Here is a 16,520-nt window from a genome sequence, read left to right on the forward strand (position 1 = left end):
GTGCTCTCCCCCGTCATTGACCCCGAAGGCGCCCCCTTCTGGCGGTACGCCGCCCAGGGCGAACTCCGCGTCCAGGCCTGCGCCGACTGCGGCGCACTCCGCTTCCCGCCCCGGCCCTGCTGTCCGCACTGCCGGTCCTTCGGCACCGAGTGGCGGCCCCTCTCGGGGCACGGCCGCGTCTGGTCGTACGTCGTCCCCCACCCGCCCCTGCTGCCGGACTACGCCGAGCGGGCGCCGTACAACGTGATCGTCGTCGAACTCGTCGAGGCACCGCACATCCGGCTGGTCGGGAATCTCGTCACCGAGCCCGGGGCGGCGATCGACTCCCTGCCGGTCGACCGCATCCGGATCGGCGCCAAGGTGCGGTTCGCGGCCGACCCCGTGAGCGGGCTGCCGCAGTGGGTGCCGGAGCGGTCATGAGCCTTCGGGTCAGCGCCGACAAGGACACCGGCGTCGCCGTCGTCACCCTCGACCGGCCGCACCGCCTCAACGCCATCGACCTGGAGACGAGGGACCAACTCGTCGATGCCTGGCGGTCGTTGCGGTTCGACGACTCCGTGCGGGCCGTCGTCCTCACCGGCAGCGGGGAGCGCGCCTTCTGCACCGGCATAGACCGGGACGCCGACGTCCCGCAGCCCAACTCCCCCTACATGGCCGACGATCCGCTCCTGCGCGTCGGGCCCAAGTCCAACGACCTCTGGAAGCCCGTCATCGCCGCCGTGCGGGGCATGGCCTGCGGGGGCGCCTTCTATCTCCTCGGCGAGAGCGAGTTCGTCGTCGCCGATCCGGACGCCACCTTCTTCGACCCGCACACCACCTACGGCATGGTGAGCGCCTACGAGTCGGTGCTCATGGCGCAGCGGATGCCGTACGGGGAGGTCGCCCGGATGATGCTGATGGGGACGGCGGAGCGGATGTCCGCGCGGCGGGCGTACGAGATCGGGCTGGTCTCCGAACTCGCCGCGCCGGGCGAGGCGTTGGCCCGGGCGACCGAAGCCGCCGCCGTCATCGCCACGCAGCCGGCCGCCGGGGTGCAGGGCACCGTGCGGGCGCTGTGGGCGGCACGGGAGGCCGCGCTCGCCGCCGGGTTCGCACAGGCACCGCATCTGATCGCCCTGGGCAACCTGCCGGACGACCGGCAGGCGGAGCTGTTCGCCGGGCGGCGGAGCGACGGGTTCCGGCTACGGTAGGCCCGGTTAGGAGCCGTACGCCTCGGGGGCGACCTCGCAATGGTCGACTTCGTCGATGAGGCTGGAGTAGAGGGGGACCCTGACGGTCGCCTTGCCCCTGGCGGAGACCTTGACGGAGGCCTGCTTCTGGGCGACCGCGATGCCCTGGGCGTCCTCGAAGGTGACGTCGACCCAGTACTTGACCTGGCGCCCGTTCGGATTGCCGACCTCGACCGTCGCGTACGGCTTCTCCTTGGTCGCGCAGCTCACCAGCCTGACCGTGCCGTCTTCCAGCGCCTCGCCGCTGCCGGTGCTGGAGGAGCTGGGCGTCGAGCGGTTCGTGGGCCGGCGGGTGTATCCGCCCCCGCCGCTGCTGCTTCCGCCACTGCTGTAGCTGTCGTCGTCATCGTCGTCGTAGGAACTGTCGTACGAGCCGCCCCCGGACGTCGAGGACGAGGAACTGTCGTGATCCTGGCGGGAGCTGCTGCACCCGCCCCCGCCACCGCCGCTCCCGTGCCGGCTGCTGTGATGCCGCCCTGTCGAGAAGCCGGTCAGGGCCAGGGCCACCAATGCGATGACTGCTGTGAACTTGAGAGTGCGTCCCCGTGCCTTCATGACCGGCACCCTATCGATCATCTGTCACGAGCATGCCACCACATGGCGACCGGCCCGCGCCCGGCGTAGCGTCGGCCTTGGACGGCCGCCGTCTGGCCCCTTCCGTGAACCACGTACGACGGCCGTCACCAGAGCACCGGGCCGCGGCGGCTACGCCGTGCGGGCCGTCCCCGTGCCTTTCTCCGCGTCCAGCGCGTACACACAGCGGTCCTTGCTGCACGCGTACACGACGCCGTCCTTGACCACCGGGGCGCCGGTGATCTCGCCGCCGGTCGCCAGCTTCCAGCGCAGCCGGCCGTCGTCGGCCTTCAGGGTGTAGAGCAGGTGGTCGGTGGAGCCGAAGTGGATCCGGCCCTCGGCGACCGCGGGGGCGCCCACGATGTCGCCGCCCGCCTGGAAGCGCCACTTGGGCGTACCGGTCACCGCGTCCAGCGTGTACAGGCCCTTGCCGCTGCCCACGTGCACGTGGCCCGCGGCCACCAGCACCGGCTCGATGGAGGACCGCGCCTCGGTGGCGATGCGCCAGCGGTCGCGGCCGTCGGCGGCGTCGAGGGCGTACACCGTGCCGAGGTAGTCGGCCAGGTACACCCCGCCGCCGGTGACCGCGGGACCCGGCACGAAGGTGGGCGGGCACAGGAACACCGCCGGCGCCTCGAAGTGCCACTTCACCCGGCCGCTCGCCACGTCCAGCGCGAGGACGCGAGTGCCGGCGGAGACGTACACATAGCCGTCCGGCGCCTGCGTGACCCGGACCGGCACCCCGCCGCAGGAGGCCGCGTCGCCGATCGGGTACGACCAGCGCTCGTCGCCGGTGCGGGCGTCCAGGGCGCGCAGCCGGGCGTCCTGCCAGACGTACACCGTGCCCTCGTGGAGGGCCGGGCCCGCCTCGGGGGACTCGAAGTCGGTCTGGGCGCCGCTGATCTCCCAGAGTTTCTGGCCGTTGGAGGCCTCCCAGGCCTGCACGCCGCCGCCCCGGGTGCCGGTGACGACCGTGCCCCGCTCGGCCTTGAGCGCGTACACCCAGGCGTCCGTCTGGAACCGCCACAGGTCACCGCCCTCGCGGGCCTCCAGGGCGAACAGGGTGGGGCCGTCGGAGGCGTGGATACGGCCGTCCGCGACCGCCATCGACCAGGCCACGTCCCGCGTCTTGAAGCTGCGCCGGCCGGTCGCCACGTCCAGCGCGTGCACCTCGAAGGAGGTGACGTAGACGAGGTCACCGGCGACGGACGGGGTGCCCCACACGTCGTTCGACATGCGGAAACGCCAGGGGCGCCAGCCGGAGGCCGTCTCGGGGGCCAGGGGAGGCGGGGCGGGGACCGCGGGGTCGGCTCCGTTGACGCCGGGGCGCGGCTTGGACCAGCTGGCGACCAGGCCCGCCTCGGGCGGCGGCGCCTTCACGGCGGCGGCGCGGGCGTCGGCGACGCGCGGGCCAGGGCCGATGGGCACCTGAGCGCCGGCGAGGCGCACGGGGCCGGTGTCGGGGGCGCCGACGGGGACCCGGGCCGGGACGACCGGGTCGTGCGAGGGCGGCGGGGGCATGGGGGCCGGCCGGCCGCCGCCGCTGCGTCCGCCCTGGCCCGGCTTCACGGCCGGGCGGCCGTTGCGGCGGGCCTCGATCAGGCTCACCGCCCGCTCGGGCAGCCAGGCCGACGCCGTACCGCTGTCGTCGGAGCCGGAGCCGAAGAGATGGGGGGCCAGCTGGGCCTGGAGGTCGGCCGGGTTGGGGCGGCCGGCGGCCTCCATCTGCATGCAGGACTCGATGAGCGGGCGCAGCTCGTCCGGGAGGCCTGCCAGGTCCGGGCCCTCGCGCAGCAGCATGAAGACCGTCTCGACCGGGTTGGCGCCGTGGAAGGGCGGGTGGCCGGTGGCGGCGAAGACCAGCATGGAGCCGAGCGAGAAGACGTCGCTCGCGCCGGTGACGGAGCGGGAGTCCTTGGCCTGCTCGGGTGACATGTAGGCGGGGGTGCCGACGGCGACGTTCGTCATCGTCAAACGTGTGTTCGACACGCCGGAGGCGATGCCGAAGTCGATCACCCGGGGGCCGTCCTCGACGACGAGGACGTTGGAGGGCTTGAGGTCACGGTGGACCAGCCCGGCGCCGTGGATCGACTGGAGCGCCTCCGCGACGCCCGCCGCGAGCCAGCGCACCGCCTGGGCCGGCATCGGCCCGCACTCGTTCACTATCTCCTCTAGGGAGGGCGCGGGAACGTACGCGGTGGCCAGCCACGGCACGGCGGCGCGGGGGTCGGCGTCGACCACGGCCGCCGTGTAGAAGCCGGAGACGGCCCGGGCCGCCTCGACCTCGCGCGTGAAGCGGACGCGGAACAGCTGGTCCTCGGCGAGCTCCGTCCGGACCGTCTTGATCGCCACGCGCCGGCCGGACGCCGAGCGCGCGAGATAGACCAGCCCCATGCCGCCGGCGCCCAGCCGTCCCAGCACCTCGAACGGCCCGATCCGCCGCGGATCGTGCTGCGTCAGCTGATCCACCACTTGCCTGCCACCTCCCCGTACGGGCCACGTCACATCCTTATGTACGCGACCCCGTGCAGCGTCTCACCACCGCACCGCCATGGCGGCACGCACCCCGATTCTTCCTGGCCGAGGCGCAGGTTGCGAACCCGGCCGCAAAACGGGATGTCTCCCACCAAAACACCCGGAATCACGGCTGTGACCGCTCCAGTACGGCGAACGACGCCCCCTGATTGTCGGTGACGACGGCGACCTTTCCGTAGGACGTCTCGAAGGGCGGCGCCTGCACCCGCCCCCCGAGCCGCTGCACCGCCCCGAGCGCGGCTTCGCACTCCTCGACCCCGAAGTGGACGAGGAAGTGCGGCGGCATCTCGGCCGGGAAGACGTCGGAGACGGGGGCGCGGCCGAAGTCGGGGACGGCGTCCGGCCCGAACAGGGCGTCGTGGAAGAGCCCGGCGTAGAACGTGTTGGCGGCCTCGGTGTCGCGGGCGTACAGCTCGGCCCAGGCGAAGGTGCCGGCCTGGTGCCGGGCGCCGAAGCCGGGGTGGGTGTCCGGCTCCCACAGGCCGAAGACGGCGCCGTCCGGGTCGGTGACCAGGGCGGAGGTGCCCAGGTCGCCGACCGGCATGGGGGCGGTGACGACCTGGCCGCCGGCCGCCCAGACCCGGTCGGCCAGGCCCTCGATGTCGGGGGTGGCGAAGTACACCGTCCACACGGTGGGCATCCGCCCGTCCGTCTTGCGGGTGAGCGCGGCGACCGGCTCGCCGTCCAGGAGGGCCCAGGCGGCCCCGCCGTACCGCTGCTCCTCGAAGCTCCACCCGAAGAGCTCGCCGTAGAACCGCTTGCCCGCCTCGACGTCGGGAAGCTGCGCGTCCACCCAGCAGGGGACGCCCTCGCCGTATGCCCTGTTTTCGGCCATACCGCCAAACTAACGGCGACGCACGCACCCCGCAGGACCAGGCACACCCGCCCCGCGAAGCCCGTGCACCCCATTTGCAGTCGGCCGAATCGCGCTCCGATCACCCCTCGGTAAGCTGACGGCATGACAGGACAAGTGCGTACCGTCGACGGCCGCGTGGCCGGCCGGCGTGGGCAGGCGACCCGGCAGAAGCTGCTCGACTGCCTCAGCGAGATGCTCAGCTCCTCCCCTTACCGGGACGTCAAAGTCATCGATGTCGCCCGGAAGGCGGGCACTTCGCCCGCCACCTTCTACCAGTACTTCCCGGACGTCGAAGGTGCCGTCCTGGAGATCGCCGAGCAAATGGCCACCGAGGGCGGGCAGTTGACCGCTCTGCTGGAGGGCCGGTCGTGGGTCGGCAAGGCCGGCTGGACGACCGCGCAGGAACTCGTCGACGGGTTCCTGGAGTTCTGGCGCAAGAACGACGCCATCCTCAGGGTCGTCGATCTCGGTGCCGCCGAGGGCGACAAGCGGTTCTACAAGCTCCGCATGAAGATCCTGAACTCGGTGAACAACTCCCTGGCCGATTCGGTGGCCGAGTTGCAGTCCAAGGGCAAGGTCGACAAGGACGTGAACCCGGCGGCGGTCGCCGGTTCGCTGGTCGCGATGCTCGCGGCGGTCGCCTCGCACCAGAAGGGCTTCCAGACCTGGGGCGTCAAGCAGGCCGAACTGAAGCCGAACCTGGCGCTGTTGGTCTACCTGGGCGTGACCGGCAAGAAGCCCACGAAGTAGCAGCACGGTCCCTTTATCAGGCCCCAAGTCCTGTCCGGCAGGCGGTGGTTCGTCCGGCACGTCCCGGACGGGCCGCCGCCTGCCTCGCTGTGCGGGCAACACACCTCTACGACTACCTCCGCTCGATCCTGAACACCCGGATCTCCCGCTCCACCCGCGCCTGGTACGTCGCGTACGGCGGCCAGAAGACCAGCAGCCGCCTCCACACGGCCGCCCGCTCCTCCCCCGTCAGGAGGTGGGCGGTGACGGGGATGTCGGTGCCCTTCCAGCTGATCTCGGCGTCGGGGTGGGCGAGGAGGTTGGCGGTCCAGGCGGGATGGCCGGGGCGGCCGAAGTTGGAGCCGATGAGGATCCAGGTGCCGTCCGCCTCCGGCATGCAGGCCAGCGGTGAGCGGCGGACCTGTCCGCTGCGGGCGCCCGTCGAGGTGAGGATGACGCCCGGCAGCATCTGGGCGCTGAGGATGACCTTCCCCCGGGTCAGCCGGTGCACGGCCCGGTCGAGGGCGGGGATGACATGCGGAGCGACCTTGGCGAAGCCCCGCGTGGACGAAATGCGCTGCACCGTCTTCTCGCCGATCACACCGGCACCTCCGTCGCCGTGAACAGGGACGCCGCGTCGGCCGCGTGGGCCCGCAGCCGGTGCACCGGCCCGAACAGCAGCTCGTCGCCGGCGGCCCGCTTGAAGTACAGCTGGACGTCGTGCTCCCAGGTGAACCCGATGCCGCCGTGCAGCTGGAGCGCCTCCCCGGCGGAGCTTCTGAGCGCCTCCACGCCCTGCGCGAGGGCGATCCCACCCACGCGTTCGCCGTGGGCCGTGGCCCAGGCCGCGTTGTACGCGGCCGACCGGGCCGCCTGCACCTGGACGTACACGTCGGCCAGCCGGTGCTTGACCGCCTGGAAGGACCCGATCGCCCGCCCGAACTGCTCACGCTGCTTGACGTACTCGACGGTCCGCTCCAGCACCCGGTCGGCGGCCCCGACCGCCTCACAGGCGAGGACGGCGGCGGCGCCGTCGCCGGTGCGGGCGAGGGCGGCCGGGACATCCGTACCCCCGTCGTCGCCCAGCAACTCGGCCTCCACATCCCTCAGTTGGAGATGCCCCAGCGGCCGGGTCGCGTCGAGTGCGGTGTGCCGGGTGCGGACGACGCCGTCGGCGTCCCCGGCGACCAGGAAGAGCAGCGTCCGGGAGCGGGCGAACCCGCCGGTGTGCGCGGCGACCAGCAGCAGCCGCGCACTGTGCCCGTCCGGCACCGGCCCGACCTCCCCGTACAGCGTCCACCCCGCCCCCGCCCGCCGCGCCTGCACGCCCCCGGCGCGGCCGCCGCCGGCCCAGTCCCCGCGGTTGTCGCCGGTGAGGGCGAGGCCCGCGGCGGGGGCCGCGAGGGCGGCGGTGAGGGCGCCGGACGCGATCCGGGGCAGCAGGTCGGCGCGCTGGGCGTCGGTGCCGAGGGCCAGGACCAGCGGGGCGACGAGGACGGCGGTGGCGAGCAGCGGGGAGGGCGCCAGCACCCGTCCCGTCTCCTCCGCCGCGAGGGCGAGTTCGGTGGCGGAGCAGCCGACACCGCCGTACGCCTCCGGGAGGGCCAGTCCGGGCAGGCCGAGCTGTTCGGCCAGGGCGGTCCACAGGGCCGGGTCGTGTCCTGCGGGGGTGTCGACGGCGGCCCGCAGCTCCTCCGGACCGCACCTCTTGTGGAGCAGTTCGCGCAGGGTGCGGCGGATCTCGTCCTGCTCGGCGGTGAAGCCGGCGTCCATGGCGACCCCTTCCCTCCGGATCTGACGGTCCGTCATATTAGGAGGGGTGGGTCGATAAGCACAGAGCGAGGGAGAGGTCATTCATGGCTGCCTCATTGCTGAGGTCCGGCGGCCGGAAGGTCGCCGTGGTCGGGGTCGCCCTCGCCGACTGCGGCCGGGTGGACGGCGCGACACCGTACACGCTGCACGCCCAGGCGGCCCGGCGCGCGCTCGCGGACTCGGGCCTCGACCGGTCCGTGGTGGACGGGTTCGCGTCGGCGGGCACGGGGGTGCTGGCGCCGGTGGAGGTGGCCGAGTACCTGGGTCTGCGCCCCACCTGGGTCGACTCGACGTCGGTCGGCGGCTCGACCTGGGAGGTCATGGCGGCGCACGCGGCGGACGCGATAGCGGCGGGCCATGCCGACGCAGTGCTGCTGGTGTACGGCTCGACGGCACGGGCGGACATCAGGGCGGGCCGCCGCACCGGCGACCTCTCGTTCGGCGCCCGGGGCCCGCTCCAGTTCGAGGTCCCCTACGGCCACACGCTGATCGCCAAGTACGCGATGGCGGCCCGCCGCCACATGCTCGAACACGGCACGACACTGGAGCAGTTGGCGGAGGTGGCGGTGCAGGCGCGGGAGAACGCGGCCCGCAACCCGGAGGCGATGTACCGCGATCCGATCACGGTGGACGACGTCCTGTCCGCCCCGATGATCGCGGACCCCTTCACCAAGCTGCACTGCTGCATCCGCTCGGACGGCGGGGCGGCGGTCCTGCTGGCGGCGGAGGAGTACGTCCAGGACATCCGCCCGGCCCCCGCCTGGATCCTCGGCACCGGCGAGCACGTCTCGCACGCCACGATGTCCGAGTGGCCGGACTTCACGGTCTCCCCGGCGGCCGTGAGCGGACGCCTCGCCTTCGAACGGGCGGGGGTACGACCGGCCGACATCGAACTGGCGGAGATCTACGACGCCTTCACCTACATGACCCTGGTGACCCTGGAGGACCTCGGCTTCTGCAAGAAGGGCGAGGGCGGGGCGTACGTCCAGGCGCGGGAGCTTCCCGTGAACACGGACGGGGGCGGCCTGTCGGCCCAACACCCCGGCATGCGCGGCCTGTTCCTGCTGGTGGAGGCGGTACGGCAGCTACGGGGCGAGGCGGGCGCGAGGCAAGTGCTCCGGAAGGACGGGACCTTGCCGGAACTGGCGGTGGCGTCCGGCACCGGGGGCTGGTTCTGCTCGTCGGGGACGGTGGTGCTGGGGCGGTCGTGAACCGTCATCGCGACACCCTGATGACGGCCGTGTCGTTGCCCGCGTCCGGATCACGGCGGCCCACGTCCCAGGAGCTGAACGGCTTCTTGTTCTCCAGGGTCAGGGTGCCCTCGCCCGGCTCACCGAGGGCCATCGTGAACTCCAGGGTCTGGCTCTGCCCCGGCTTCAGGGCCTTCACGTCACAGGTGTAGGTGAAGCCGTTGCTCTCGCAGTACGGCTCGTAGACGCCGTCGTCGTACTCCGTCATGGGCTGTTTCACCATCGAGGTGCCGAGCGGCGGTTCGAAGACGAGCCGGACCGGCGCGCCGACGTCGGCGGGGCCGTTGTTGCGGACCTCGAGCGTGAAGGTCCTCTTGTCGCCGGGCGCGCCCTTGAGGTGGACGGCGGAGACCTCGTAGTCGGCGTAGGTGTCGAGGACGACGTTCGTGGCACCGCCGCCTGCCACGAAGGCGTCGCCGGTGTGCTTGCCGGTGGGCTGCGGCTCCAGCGCGGGACCGTCCCCGCGGTCACCGCCCTTGTGGACCGTCGCGTAATGTCCTGGGCCCATGTCCAGGGCCCAGACGTGCCTGCCGTAGGAGCTGTACATCTGCGTCCGGGGGGTGCGGATGCCCAGGGCGGGGGTGAGGGCGACCGTCTCGCCCGGGTCCAGGGTCAGGTCCGGGAACTCACAGACGGCGACGGTCCCCTTCTGGGGCGTGGGATAGCGGCAGTTGGCGTACCGGGTGTCGAACTCCATGCCACTGACGCTCAGTTCCAGTCCCAGACCGTGCGCCGGCACCTCACCCGTGTTGCGGACCACGAGTGGCTCGCCAAGACGGGAGCCAGGACGGACGTCGTCCACCCACTCCGGCGCCACCGCCTCGACGACGGGCTCGCCGACGACGAACCGCGTCCGCGCCGTGAGCTTCTGCCCGCCCTTCGTCGTGTAGGTGTACGTCACCACGGCCGAGTCGCCGGCCTTCGCCCCCTTCGCCGCCACCACTTTGGCGCGCTGCGCGTCGGACCAGTTGCTGTAGTCGGCGTCGACCTCGCAGGTGACGTGCGTCGCGCTGCCCTCGCAGCCGCCGTACTTGCGGATCACCACCGTGTCCCGCGCCCCCTTCGGCACGTCCGCGGTGAGCGTGCGCGCGCCAGGGCCGCCGGTGTCCTCGGCCACCAGGGAGTAGGGCATCTTGTCGTGCGGGCCCGTTCGGTCGCCCGGCGGACGGAGGTAGAAGACGCCGGGCGCGGTGATCGAGGGGGAGGCGGTCTCCCCGGCCACGGTGCAGGCGGTGAGGGACGCGAGGAGGACGGACGCGGCGCCGAGCGCCGTACCGGACATGCGTTTCACGATCGTCTCCCCTGCCCCAGTGGTTCAAGCCCCCAGGAAACACTCCCGCATCGCCGCGCACGCGAGAATCGGGGCATGGAAACCCCGGATCTTCACGAGTCACTGAGGTCGTTGCGGGTGTGGGACCCGGAGGTCACCACGCTGCCCGCCTTCGACCCGGCGACCACGCCCCTGGCGCCCCTGGCCCTGTTCGCCACCTGGTTCGCCGAGGCGGTCGCGGCCGGGCAGACCGAGCCGCACACCATGTCCCTCGCGACCTCGGACGCGGACGGCCGGCCCGACGTCCGGACCGTGATGCTGCACGGCGCCGACGCGGACGGCTGGGCCTTCGCGAGCCACTCCCACAGCCGCAAGGGCGGACACCTGGCGGCACGGCCGTACGCCGCCCTCGGCTTCTACTGGCCGGTGCTGGGCCGGCAGGTGCGGGTGCGCGGGCCGGTGACCGCCGCGCCCTCAGGGGAGGGACAGGCCGACCTGCACGCCCGGTCGACCGGCGCGCTCGCGGCCGCCCTGACCGGCCGGCAGAGCGAAGTGCTGGGCTCGGTCGAGGAGTTGGAACGGGCGTCGACGGCGGCCTGGGAGCGGGCGCAACGGGAGCCGGACGCGCCCGTGACGTCCTGGACGCTGTACCGGCTCGCCCCCGAGGAGGTGGAGTTCTTCCAGGGGGACGCCCGGCGCCGGCACGTACGGCTCCGCTACCGCCGTACGGAGGACGGCTGGGCTCGGGAACTGCTCTGGCCCTGAGGCTGCGGCTGCTGCGGGCCGGTGAAGTCGTAGACGGCGAAGTCGGCCACCCCGCGGTAGCCGACCCGCTGGTACACACCGTTGCTCGTCGGGTTGGCCAGGTCCGCGAACAGCAGCACCTCCTCGGCGCCGGCCGCCCGCACGGTCCGGCCGACGGCGACGGTGACGGCCGCCGCGTAGCCGCGTCCGCGCTGCTCCGGCGGCGTGTAGACGGGGCCGACCCGGACCTGCCCGGCGACCATCGGGTGCGCCGCGGCCAGGGAGACGGGGACGCCGTCCGGGGTCTCCCAGAGCAGGGCTCCGCCGTGTTCGACGCGGGCGTCGGCCCAGGCACCAGGGTTGCCGATCGCGACCCCGACGTCGGTGGCGAAGCTCTCGAACCAGCGTGCCAGCAGCTCCCGGTCCGCTTTGTCCACGATCCGGGCCCGGCCCGGCGGCATGGGGTCGGGTGACGTCAACTCGTCCAGCCGGTAGAGCCGTTGGTGCTTCCAGAGGGTGACCTCGGAGTCGGTGTGCCGCCGCCAGGCCTCGGCGAAGGCGACGGCGGTGCCGCGGTCGGCGGAGACACCGGGGAGCCGGTGCCCGAGGTCGGCGAGGTGCACGGCGAGGGCGGCAGCGTCCTCGGTGGCGAGTGGAGTAAGGGTCAGCCAGTGCGGTGGGGTGCGGAACCAGGCCGCCCTGGCGACTCCGTCCCTTTCCAGCACGCCGAAGACCGGAGCCTCGTCGCCGTACGCAGTGCTCCCGTAGGTGCGCAGCCGCTCGGTCACCGTCAGGTGAAGGGTGTGCAGGACCGGCTGAGAGCGCAGAAAGCTCCCGGCGCGGGCGAGGAAGACGTCGAGATCCTCGGTGATGTGCCAGCTCATCGCGCCTCCCCCGGTTCCGGGTCCGTCGCCAGTCGGGCGTGCAGGTGGACGTCCCGGAAGGTGTCCAGCGTGCCCGACTCGAACATCGCGCCCCGCAGGGTTCCCTCGTAGCGGAAGCCGGATCGCTCGGCCACCCGGCAGGACGCCTCGTGGCCGAGGGCGTGGCCCAGTTCGAGGCGGTGCAGGCCGAGGTCGGTGAAGGCCCAGCGGGCGGCGAGCACGAGGGCCCGGGTGGCGACCCGGTGGCCGCGAGCCTCGGGCAGCACCCAGTAGCCGACGCGGGCGACGCTCATGATCTGGTCGATCGCCTTGACGCCGATATGTCCGAGGGTCGTACCGCTCGCCGCGTCGTCGACGCGGAAGGACGCGCTCTCGCCGTCCGCCATGCGCTCCGCCACCGCGCGCAGCGAGGCGTGGGCGCCGTCGAGGTCGGTGACCGGCACCAGCGGGGTGTTCCAGCGCCGGAACTCGGGGTCGGCGCGGGCGCGCAGCCAGGTCGCGGCGTCGGCGGCGGAGTCCGGGTCCCAGGGACTCAACCGCAGCCCGTGACCGAGCAGTTCGGGGGCGGTGCGGTGGCTCGGGGTCCGTTCGCTTGTATGGGCCATCGGGCCATTGAATACCGGGGGTCCGAGGCCGGGGACCGTGGGTCATCCTGCGGGGCGGAACACCGGGATCCCGTCGCGGAAGCCGACCTGGAGTGCCATGCCCGCGCGCAGCGTCCGCGGTGGGGCGTCCACGACTTCCGTCATCATCCGCGGGCCCTCGGCCAGCTGGACGACCGCGGCCACGTACGGGACGCGCTCGCCGAACGGCGGCAGGTCGTTGCGGTGGACGACGGACCAGGTGTAGAGCTCGGCCCGGCCGCTCGCCGGCCGCCACTCCACGTCCTCGCTCCAGCAGTGCGGGCAGAACTCGCGGGGGTAGTGGTGCGGGCGGTCGCAGGCCCGGCAGTGGCGGACGAGGAGCGTGCCGGTCGCCGCCGCGTCCCAGTACGCGCGCGTGAAGTCGTCGGCCTCCGGGAGGTCGTGGCGGGCCGCGCTCATCAGAACCACCCGAGCGCGTGGTCCAGCGACCACGTCTGCCAGGACATCCCGAACAGGCCGACCACGGAGATCAGCGCCATCATCGAGTTCTGCCCCTGCTCGGCCCAGTCGTGGATCATGAGCGTGAAGTAGAGGGCGTTGAGCAGCAGTCCGCCGACCAGCGCGACGGGGGTCAGCAGGCCGAGGATCAGGCCGAGGCCGAGGGCCAGTTCCGCGTAGGCGACGACGTACGCCATCGTCCTCGGGCGCGGCCGTACGACCACCTCGAAGCCGCTGCGGACCGGGGTCCAGCGGTGCTTGGCGGCGATGTCCGCGGCCCAGGTGATCCCGCCGCCCTCGAACCACGTCTTCTTGTCCTTGTGCCGCCAGCTCTCCAGCCACCACAGCCCGAGACCTATGCGCAGGACGGCCAGCCATTCCGCACCGGTGAGCCAGATCGTGTCCATGAGATCTGACGGTACGTCAGATCCAGAGCCGCCGGAAGCCTCCGGTTTCCCTGGGGAACGGCCATGGGACCACCACAACCAGGCGCCCTACGCCACGAGCCCCACCCACTCCTCCTACAGGCGTGATCAATCCGCAACCAATTCCGGTCTTGACCGAGACCCATCAACCCGGCGCGTGATTACGCTCGCGAACATGGCCGACTCCACAGCGTCCTCCGCGCCCTCCGGCGCGGAGCCGAACACCGCAGCCCGCCCCGTCTACGTCATCGGCGGCGGCCCGGGCGGACTCGCCGCGGCGTACGCGCTGCGGGCCCAGGGCGTACGCGCCGTCGTCCTGGAGAAGTCCGACCACGTCGGCGCCTCCTGGCGGCGCCACTACGACCGCCTCCATCTGCACACCACCCGCCGGCTGTCCGGCCTGCCGGGCCTGGCGATGCCGCGCAAGTTCGGGCGCTGGGTGTCCCGCGACAACGTGGTGCGCTACCTGGAGAAGTACGCCGAGTACCACGAGCTGGAGATCGTCACCGGCGTCGAGGTCTCCCGGGTCGAGCGCTCCGCCGACGGCACCGGCTGGCTGCTGCACGCCACCGGCGGCCGCGAACTGAGCGGCGCCGCGGTCGTCGTCGCCACCGGCTACAACCACACCCCGCACCTGCCCGACTGGCCCGGCCGGGACGGCTACACCGGCGACCTGGTGCACGCCTCGGAGTACCGCAACCCCGAGCCCTACGCCGGCCGTGACGTCCTCGTCGTCGGTGTCGGCAACACCGGCGCCGAGATCGCCGTCGACCTGGTGGAGGGCGGCGCCGCCCGGGTACGCCTGTCGGTGCGCACCACCCCGCACATCGTCCGCCGCTCGACGGCCGGCTGGGCCGCCCAGTACACCGGCGTCCTCGTCCGGCGCCTGCCGGTCGGGCTCGTCGACCGGCTCGCCGGCCCGATGGGCAAGCTGAGCGTGCCCGACCTCTCCGCCCACGGCCTGCCCCGCCCCGACACCGGCCTCTACAGCCGCGTCACCGAGGGTTCCATCCCGGTCCAGGACGTCGGTCTCATCGACGCCGTCAAGGCGGGCAAGGTGGAGGTCGTCGCCGCCGTCGACGGCTTCGAGGACGGCAAGGTCGCCCTCGCCGACGGCGACCGCATCGCCCCGGACGCGGTGATCGCGGCGACCGGCTACGTCCGCGCCCTGGAGGGCCTGGTCGGCCACCTCGACGTCCTCGACGCCCGCGGCAGACCGCTGGTGCACGGCGCCCGCACCCCGTCGACCGCCTCCGGCCTCTACTTCACCGGCTACACCAACCCGATCAGCGGCATGTTCCGCGAGCTGGCGATCGACGCGGAGAAGATCGCGAAGGCGATCACCCGGACGGGCTCGGCGGCACGCCTGGACGCCGTGCGTACGTAGAAACGCTCAACAACCTTCATTACGACGGCTGTTGCCCATGTGTCCTATGTGACTCCCGGGTCAGCTCGGGGAGCTGTTTCGCGCCACCGCACGGGGCCAGAATGTGAGCACTGCTCATCTTTCCGGCCCCACCCCACCCCTCTCCTCGGAGGACGCACGTGGCAACCGAAAGACAGCTCTCCCGCCGTTCCCTGCTCGGCGCCGCCGGCGCCGGTGCCGCCGGCCTCACCGCCGCCACCGCCGGGACGGCCGCCGCCGCCACCCGTACCGCCGACGTGTGTGTCGTCGGCGCCGGGCTCGCCGGACTCACCGCGGCCCGCGACCTCGTGGCGGCCGGCAAGTCCGTGGTCGTCCTGGAGGCCCGCGACCGCGTCGGCGGCCGCGTACTGAACCTCTCCCTCGCGGGCGGCGGGATCACCGAGGGCGGCGGCGAGTTCATCGGCCCCACCCAGGACCGCATCAAGGCCCTCGCCGACTCCCTCGGCGTCGCCACCTTCGCCACCTACAACACCGGCAAGAACCTCCTCTACAAGGACGGCAAGAAGACCCCGTACGCCACCGACGGCCTCCTCGGCTCGGTCCCGCCGATCGACGCGGCCGGCCTCGCCAACGCCGCGATCGTCCAGGCCACCCTCGACGACCTGGCGAAACAGATCCCGGTCGACGCCCCCTGGACCGCCGCCAAGGCCGAGGAATGGGACCGGCAGACCTTCGAGACCTGGCTGCGCGCCAACGCCGTGATCCCCTCGGCCAAGTTCCTCTTCGACGTGGCCTGTACGTCGATCTTCTCCGCCGAGCCCCGTGAACTCTCCTTCCTGTACGTGCTCTTCTACATCGCCGCCGCGGGCAACGCCTCGAACCCCGGCACCCTGGAACGCCTCACCGAGACCGCGGGCGGCGCCCAGGAGCTCCGCTTCGTCGGCGGCTCCCAACAGGTCCCGATCAAGCTCGCCGCCACCCTCGGCGACCGGGTCGTGCTGAACGCCCCGGTGCGCTCGATCACCAAGTCCGGCTCGCAGTACGTCGTGACGGCCGACGGCACCACGGTCACCGCCCGCCGGGTCGTCGTCGCCGTCCCGCCGCCGATCGCCGCCCGCATCACCTACGACCCGGTCCTGCCCGCCGCCCGCGATCAGCTCACCCAGCGCCTGCCGATGGCCTCCGTCGGCAAGGCGATCGCGATCTACGACACCCCCTTCTGGCGCGCCGACGGCCTCAACGGCCAGGTCGTCAGCGACTCCGGCGTGGTCAGCTCCACCTTCGACAACTCCCCTCCCGACGCCTCCTACGGCGCCCTCATGGGCTTCATCGAGGCCGACGAGGCCCGCAGGTTCGACGCGGCGAGCGAGGCGGAGGTCAGGGCCGCCGTGCTGAAGGACTACGCGACGTACTTCGGCGAGAAAGCCGCCTCCCCTTCCGCCTTCGTCCTGCAACGCTGGAACAACGAGCCCTACACCCGCGGCGGCCCCGTCTCCATCGCCGCGCCCGGCGTGCTGACCCAGTACGGTCCGGCCCTGCGCCGGCCCGTCGGCGGCATCCACTGGGCGGGGACGGAGACGTCCACGTACTGGATCGGATACATGGACGGTGCGGTGCGGTCGGGCGAGCGGGTCGCGAAGGAGGTGCTGGAGATGCTGTGACCGGTCCGCCCGCACTCTGCCCGTCCGCACTTTGCTGCGTGCACGGCCATTCCTGACACAGCGTCAGTTCCTTTAATCTGACACTGCGTCAGTTAATCGCTGTC

At 72.5% G+C, this 16,520-nt stretch carries 17 protein-coding genes; 7 read left to right on the forward strand and 10 right to left on the reverse strand.

The genetic code is table 11. The features are described 5' to 3' along the window. Together CRP56_RS18535 and CRP56_RS18540 are read left to right on the forward strand one after the other, a co-directional pair. The gene (locus tag CRP56_RS18535; protein WP_097265465.1) at window positions 1-420 is read left to right on the forward strand and encodes a Zn-ribbon domain-containing OB-fold protein; all 420 of its coding nucleotides are present in this window, start codon (window positions 1-3) and stop codon (window positions 418-420) included. Continuing rightward, complete coding sequence (locus tag CRP56_RS18540; protein ID WP_179851054.1) at window positions 417-1,190, forward strand: enoyl-CoA hydratase/isomerase family protein; 774 nt, start codon at window positions 417-419, stop codon at window positions 1,188-1,190. Before CRP56_RS18535 ends, CRP56_RS18540 begins: the two co-directional genes overlap by 4 nt. Window positions 1,191-1,196: 6 nt before the next feature. Here the strand turns inward: CRP56_RS18540 and CRP56_RS18545 are convergent, their stop codons facing one another. The 3 genes from CRP56_RS18545 to CRP56_RS18555 all read right to left on the reverse strand — a co-directional run bounded on the left by CRP56_RS18545 (window position 1,197) and on the right by CRP56_RS18555 (window position 5,172). Next, window positions 1,197-1,784 carry a hypothetical protein gene (locus CRP56_RS18545; protein ID WP_097274209.1) on the reverse strand — a complete coding sequence of 196 codons (588 nt, stop codon included), beginning with the start codon at window positions 1,782-1,784 and terminating at the stop codon, window positions 1,197-1,199. 150 nt (window positions 1,785-1,934) lie between these two features. Beyond that, window positions 1,935-4,274 (reverse strand): outer membrane protein assembly factor BamB family protein, encoded by a 2,340-nt coding sequence (locus CRP56_RS18550; RefSeq protein WP_097265470.1) that lies wholly within the window; start codon window positions 4,272-4,274, stop codon window positions 1,935-1,937. A 169-nt stretch (window positions 4,275-4,443) separates the two neighbouring features. Continuing rightward, a complete protein-coding gene (locus CRP56_RS18555; protein ID WP_097265472.1) occupies window positions 4,444-5,172 on the reverse strand; it encodes a VOC family protein in 729 nt (242 codons plus the stop codon). 135 nt (window positions 5,173-5,307) lie between these two features. Here CRP56_RS18555 and CRP56_RS18560 point away from each other — a divergent pair, with 135 nt between their 5' ends. Beyond that, complete coding sequence (locus CRP56_RS18560; protein WP_059195959.1) at window positions 5,308-5,943, forward strand: TetR family transcriptional regulator; 636 nt, start codon at window positions 5,308-5,310, stop codon at window positions 5,941-5,943. A 112-nt stretch (window positions 5,944-6,055) separates the two neighbouring features. Here CRP56_RS18560 and CRP56_RS18565 read toward each other — a convergent pair whose 3' ends face one another. Both CRP56_RS18565 and CRP56_RS18570 read right to left on the reverse strand, forming a co-directional pair. Then, complete coding sequence (locus CRP56_RS18565; protein ID WP_097265474.1) at window positions 6,056-6,523, reverse strand: nitroreductase/quinone reductase family protein; 468 nt, start codon at window positions 6,521-6,523, stop codon at window positions 6,056-6,058. Next, window positions 6,520-7,695 carry an acyl-CoA dehydrogenase family protein gene (locus CRP56_RS18570; protein ID WP_097265476.1) on the reverse strand — a complete coding sequence of 392 codons (1,176 nt, stop codon included), beginning with the start codon at window positions 7,693-7,695 and terminating at the stop codon, window positions 6,520-6,522. The genes CRP56_RS18565 and CRP56_RS18570 overlap by 4 nt, the downstream gene beginning before the upstream one ends. A gap of 98 nt (window positions 7,696-7,793) precedes the next feature. On the opposite strand from CRP56_RS18570, the gene CRP56_RS18575 reads away from it, so the two are divergent. After that, window positions 7,794-8,945 (forward strand): thiolase C-terminal domain-containing protein, encoded by a 1,152-nt coding sequence (locus CRP56_RS18575; RefSeq protein ID WP_097274211.1) that lies wholly within the window; start codon window positions 7,794-7,796, stop codon window positions 8,943-8,945. A gap of 4 nt (window positions 8,946-8,949) precedes the next feature. On the opposite strand, the gene CRP56_RS18580 is transcribed toward CRP56_RS18575, so the two are convergent. Beyond that, complete coding sequence (locus CRP56_RS18580; RefSeq protein ID WP_097265478.1) at window positions 8,950-10,266, reverse strand: DUF11 domain-containing protein; 1,317 nt, start codon at window positions 10,264-10,266, stop codon at window positions 8,950-8,952. Window positions 10,267-10,350: 84 nt separating this feature from the next. Between CRP56_RS18580 and CRP56_RS18585 the strand changes: the two genes are divergently transcribed. Further along, window positions 10,351-11,019, forward strand: a complete 669-nt coding sequence (locus CRP56_RS18585) for a pyridoxine/pyridoxamine 5'-phosphate oxidase (RefSeq protein WP_097265480.1) — start codon at window positions 10,351-10,353, stop codon at window positions 11,017-11,019. Here the strand turns inward: CRP56_RS18585 and CRP56_RS18590 are convergent. From CRP56_RS18590 to CRP56_RS18605, 4 genes are read right to left on the reverse strand one after another with little or no spacing between them, the layout of a single operon-like run. After that, window positions 10,971-11,882 (reverse strand): GNAT family N-acetyltransferase, encoded by a 912-nt coding sequence (locus tag CRP56_RS18590; protein ID WP_097265482.1) that lies wholly within the window; start codon window positions 11,880-11,882, stop codon window positions 10,971-10,973. The two genes, CRP56_RS18585 and CRP56_RS18590, sit on opposite strands and share 49 nt — an antisense overlap. Further along, complete coding sequence (locus CRP56_RS18595; RefSeq protein WP_097265484.1) at window positions 11,879-12,487, reverse strand: GNAT family N-acetyltransferase; 609 nt, start codon at window positions 12,485-12,487, stop codon at window positions 11,879-11,881. Before CRP56_RS18595 ends, CRP56_RS18590 begins: the two co-directional genes overlap by 4 nt. Window positions 12,488-12,529: 42 nt before the next feature. Next, window positions 12,530-12,925, reverse strand: a complete 396-nt coding sequence (locus CRP56_RS18600; protein ID WP_097265486.1) for a Zn-ribbon domain-containing OB-fold protein — start codon at window positions 12,923-12,925, stop codon at window positions 12,530-12,532. After that, on the reverse strand, window positions 12,925-13,371 hold the full coding sequence (locus tag CRP56_RS18605) for a DoxX family membrane protein (RefSeq protein WP_097265488.1): 447 nt from the start codon (window positions 13,369-13,371) through the stop codon (window positions 12,925-12,927). The genes CRP56_RS18600 and CRP56_RS18605 overlap by 1 nt, the downstream gene beginning before the upstream one ends. 193 nt (window positions 13,372-13,564) lie before the next feature. On the opposite strand from CRP56_RS18605, the gene CRP56_RS18610 reads away from it, so the two are divergent. After that, window positions 13,565-14,776, forward strand: coding sequence for a flavin-containing monooxygenase (locus tag CRP56_RS18610; protein ID WP_097265490.1), 1,212 nt, complete (start codon window positions 13,565-13,567; stop codon window positions 14,774-14,776). Window positions 14,777-14,934: 158 nt separating this feature from the next. Next, window positions 14,935-16,416 carry a flavin monoamine oxidase family protein gene (locus tag CRP56_RS18615; protein WP_097265492.1) on the forward strand — a complete coding sequence of 494 codons (1,482 nt, stop codon included), beginning with the start codon at window positions 14,935-14,937 and terminating at the stop codon, window positions 16,414-16,416. Window positions 16,417-16,520: the final 104 nt, after the last annotated feature.

Source organism: Streptomyces sp. TLI_55 (genome assembly GCF_900206255.1).
In the GTDB taxonomy this organism is placed as follows: domain Bacteria; phylum Actinomycetota; class Actinomycetes; order Streptomycetales; family Streptomycetaceae; genus Streptomyces; species Streptomyces aquilus.

Bases quoted from the DNA above. Each gene is read 5' to 3' on its own strand.
- CRP56_RS18540 (WP_179851054.1), top strand. From the start codon at position 417: ATGAGCCTTCGGGTCAGCGCCGACAAGGACACCGGCGTCGCCGTCGTC.
- CRP56_RS18545 (WP_097274209.1), bottom strand. From the start codon at position 1,784: ATGAAGGCACGGGGACGCACTCTCAAGTTCACAGCAGTCATCGCATTG.
- CRP56_RS18555 (WP_097265472.1), bottom strand. From the start codon at position 5,172: ATGGCCGAAAACAGGGCATACGGCGAGGGCGTCCCCTGCTGGGTGGAC.
- CRP56_RS18570 (WP_097265476.1), bottom strand. From the start codon at position 7,695: ATGGACGCCGGCTTCACCGCCGAGCAGGACGAGATCCGCCGCACCCTG.
- CRP56_RS18580 (WP_097265478.1), bottom strand. From the start codon at position 10,266: ATGTCCGGTACGGCGCTCGGCGCCGCGTCCGTCCTCCTCGCGTCCCTC.
- CRP56_RS18585 (WP_097265480.1), top strand. From the start codon at position 10,351: ATGGAAACCCCGGATCTTCACGAGTCACTGAGGTCGTTGCGGGTGTGG.
- CRP56_RS18590 (WP_097265482.1), bottom strand. From the start codon at position 11,882: ATGAGCTGGCACATCACCGAGGATCTCGACGTCTTCCTCGCCCGCGCC.
- CRP56_RS18595 (WP_097265484.1), bottom strand. From the start codon at position 12,487: ATGGCCCATACAAGCGAACGGACCCCGAGCCACCGCACCGCCCCCGAA.
- CRP56_RS18600 (WP_097265486.1), bottom strand. From the start codon at position 12,925: ATGAGCGCGGCCCGCCACGACCTCCCGGAGGCCGACGACTTCACGCGC.
- CRP56_RS18605 (WP_097265488.1), bottom strand. From the start codon at position 13,371: ATGGACACGATCTGGCTCACCGGTGCGGAATGGCTGGCCGTCCTGCGC.
- CRP56_RS18610 (WP_097265490.1), top strand. From the start codon at position 13,565: ATGGCCGACTCCACAGCGTCCTCCGCGCCCTCCGGCGCGGAGCCGAAC.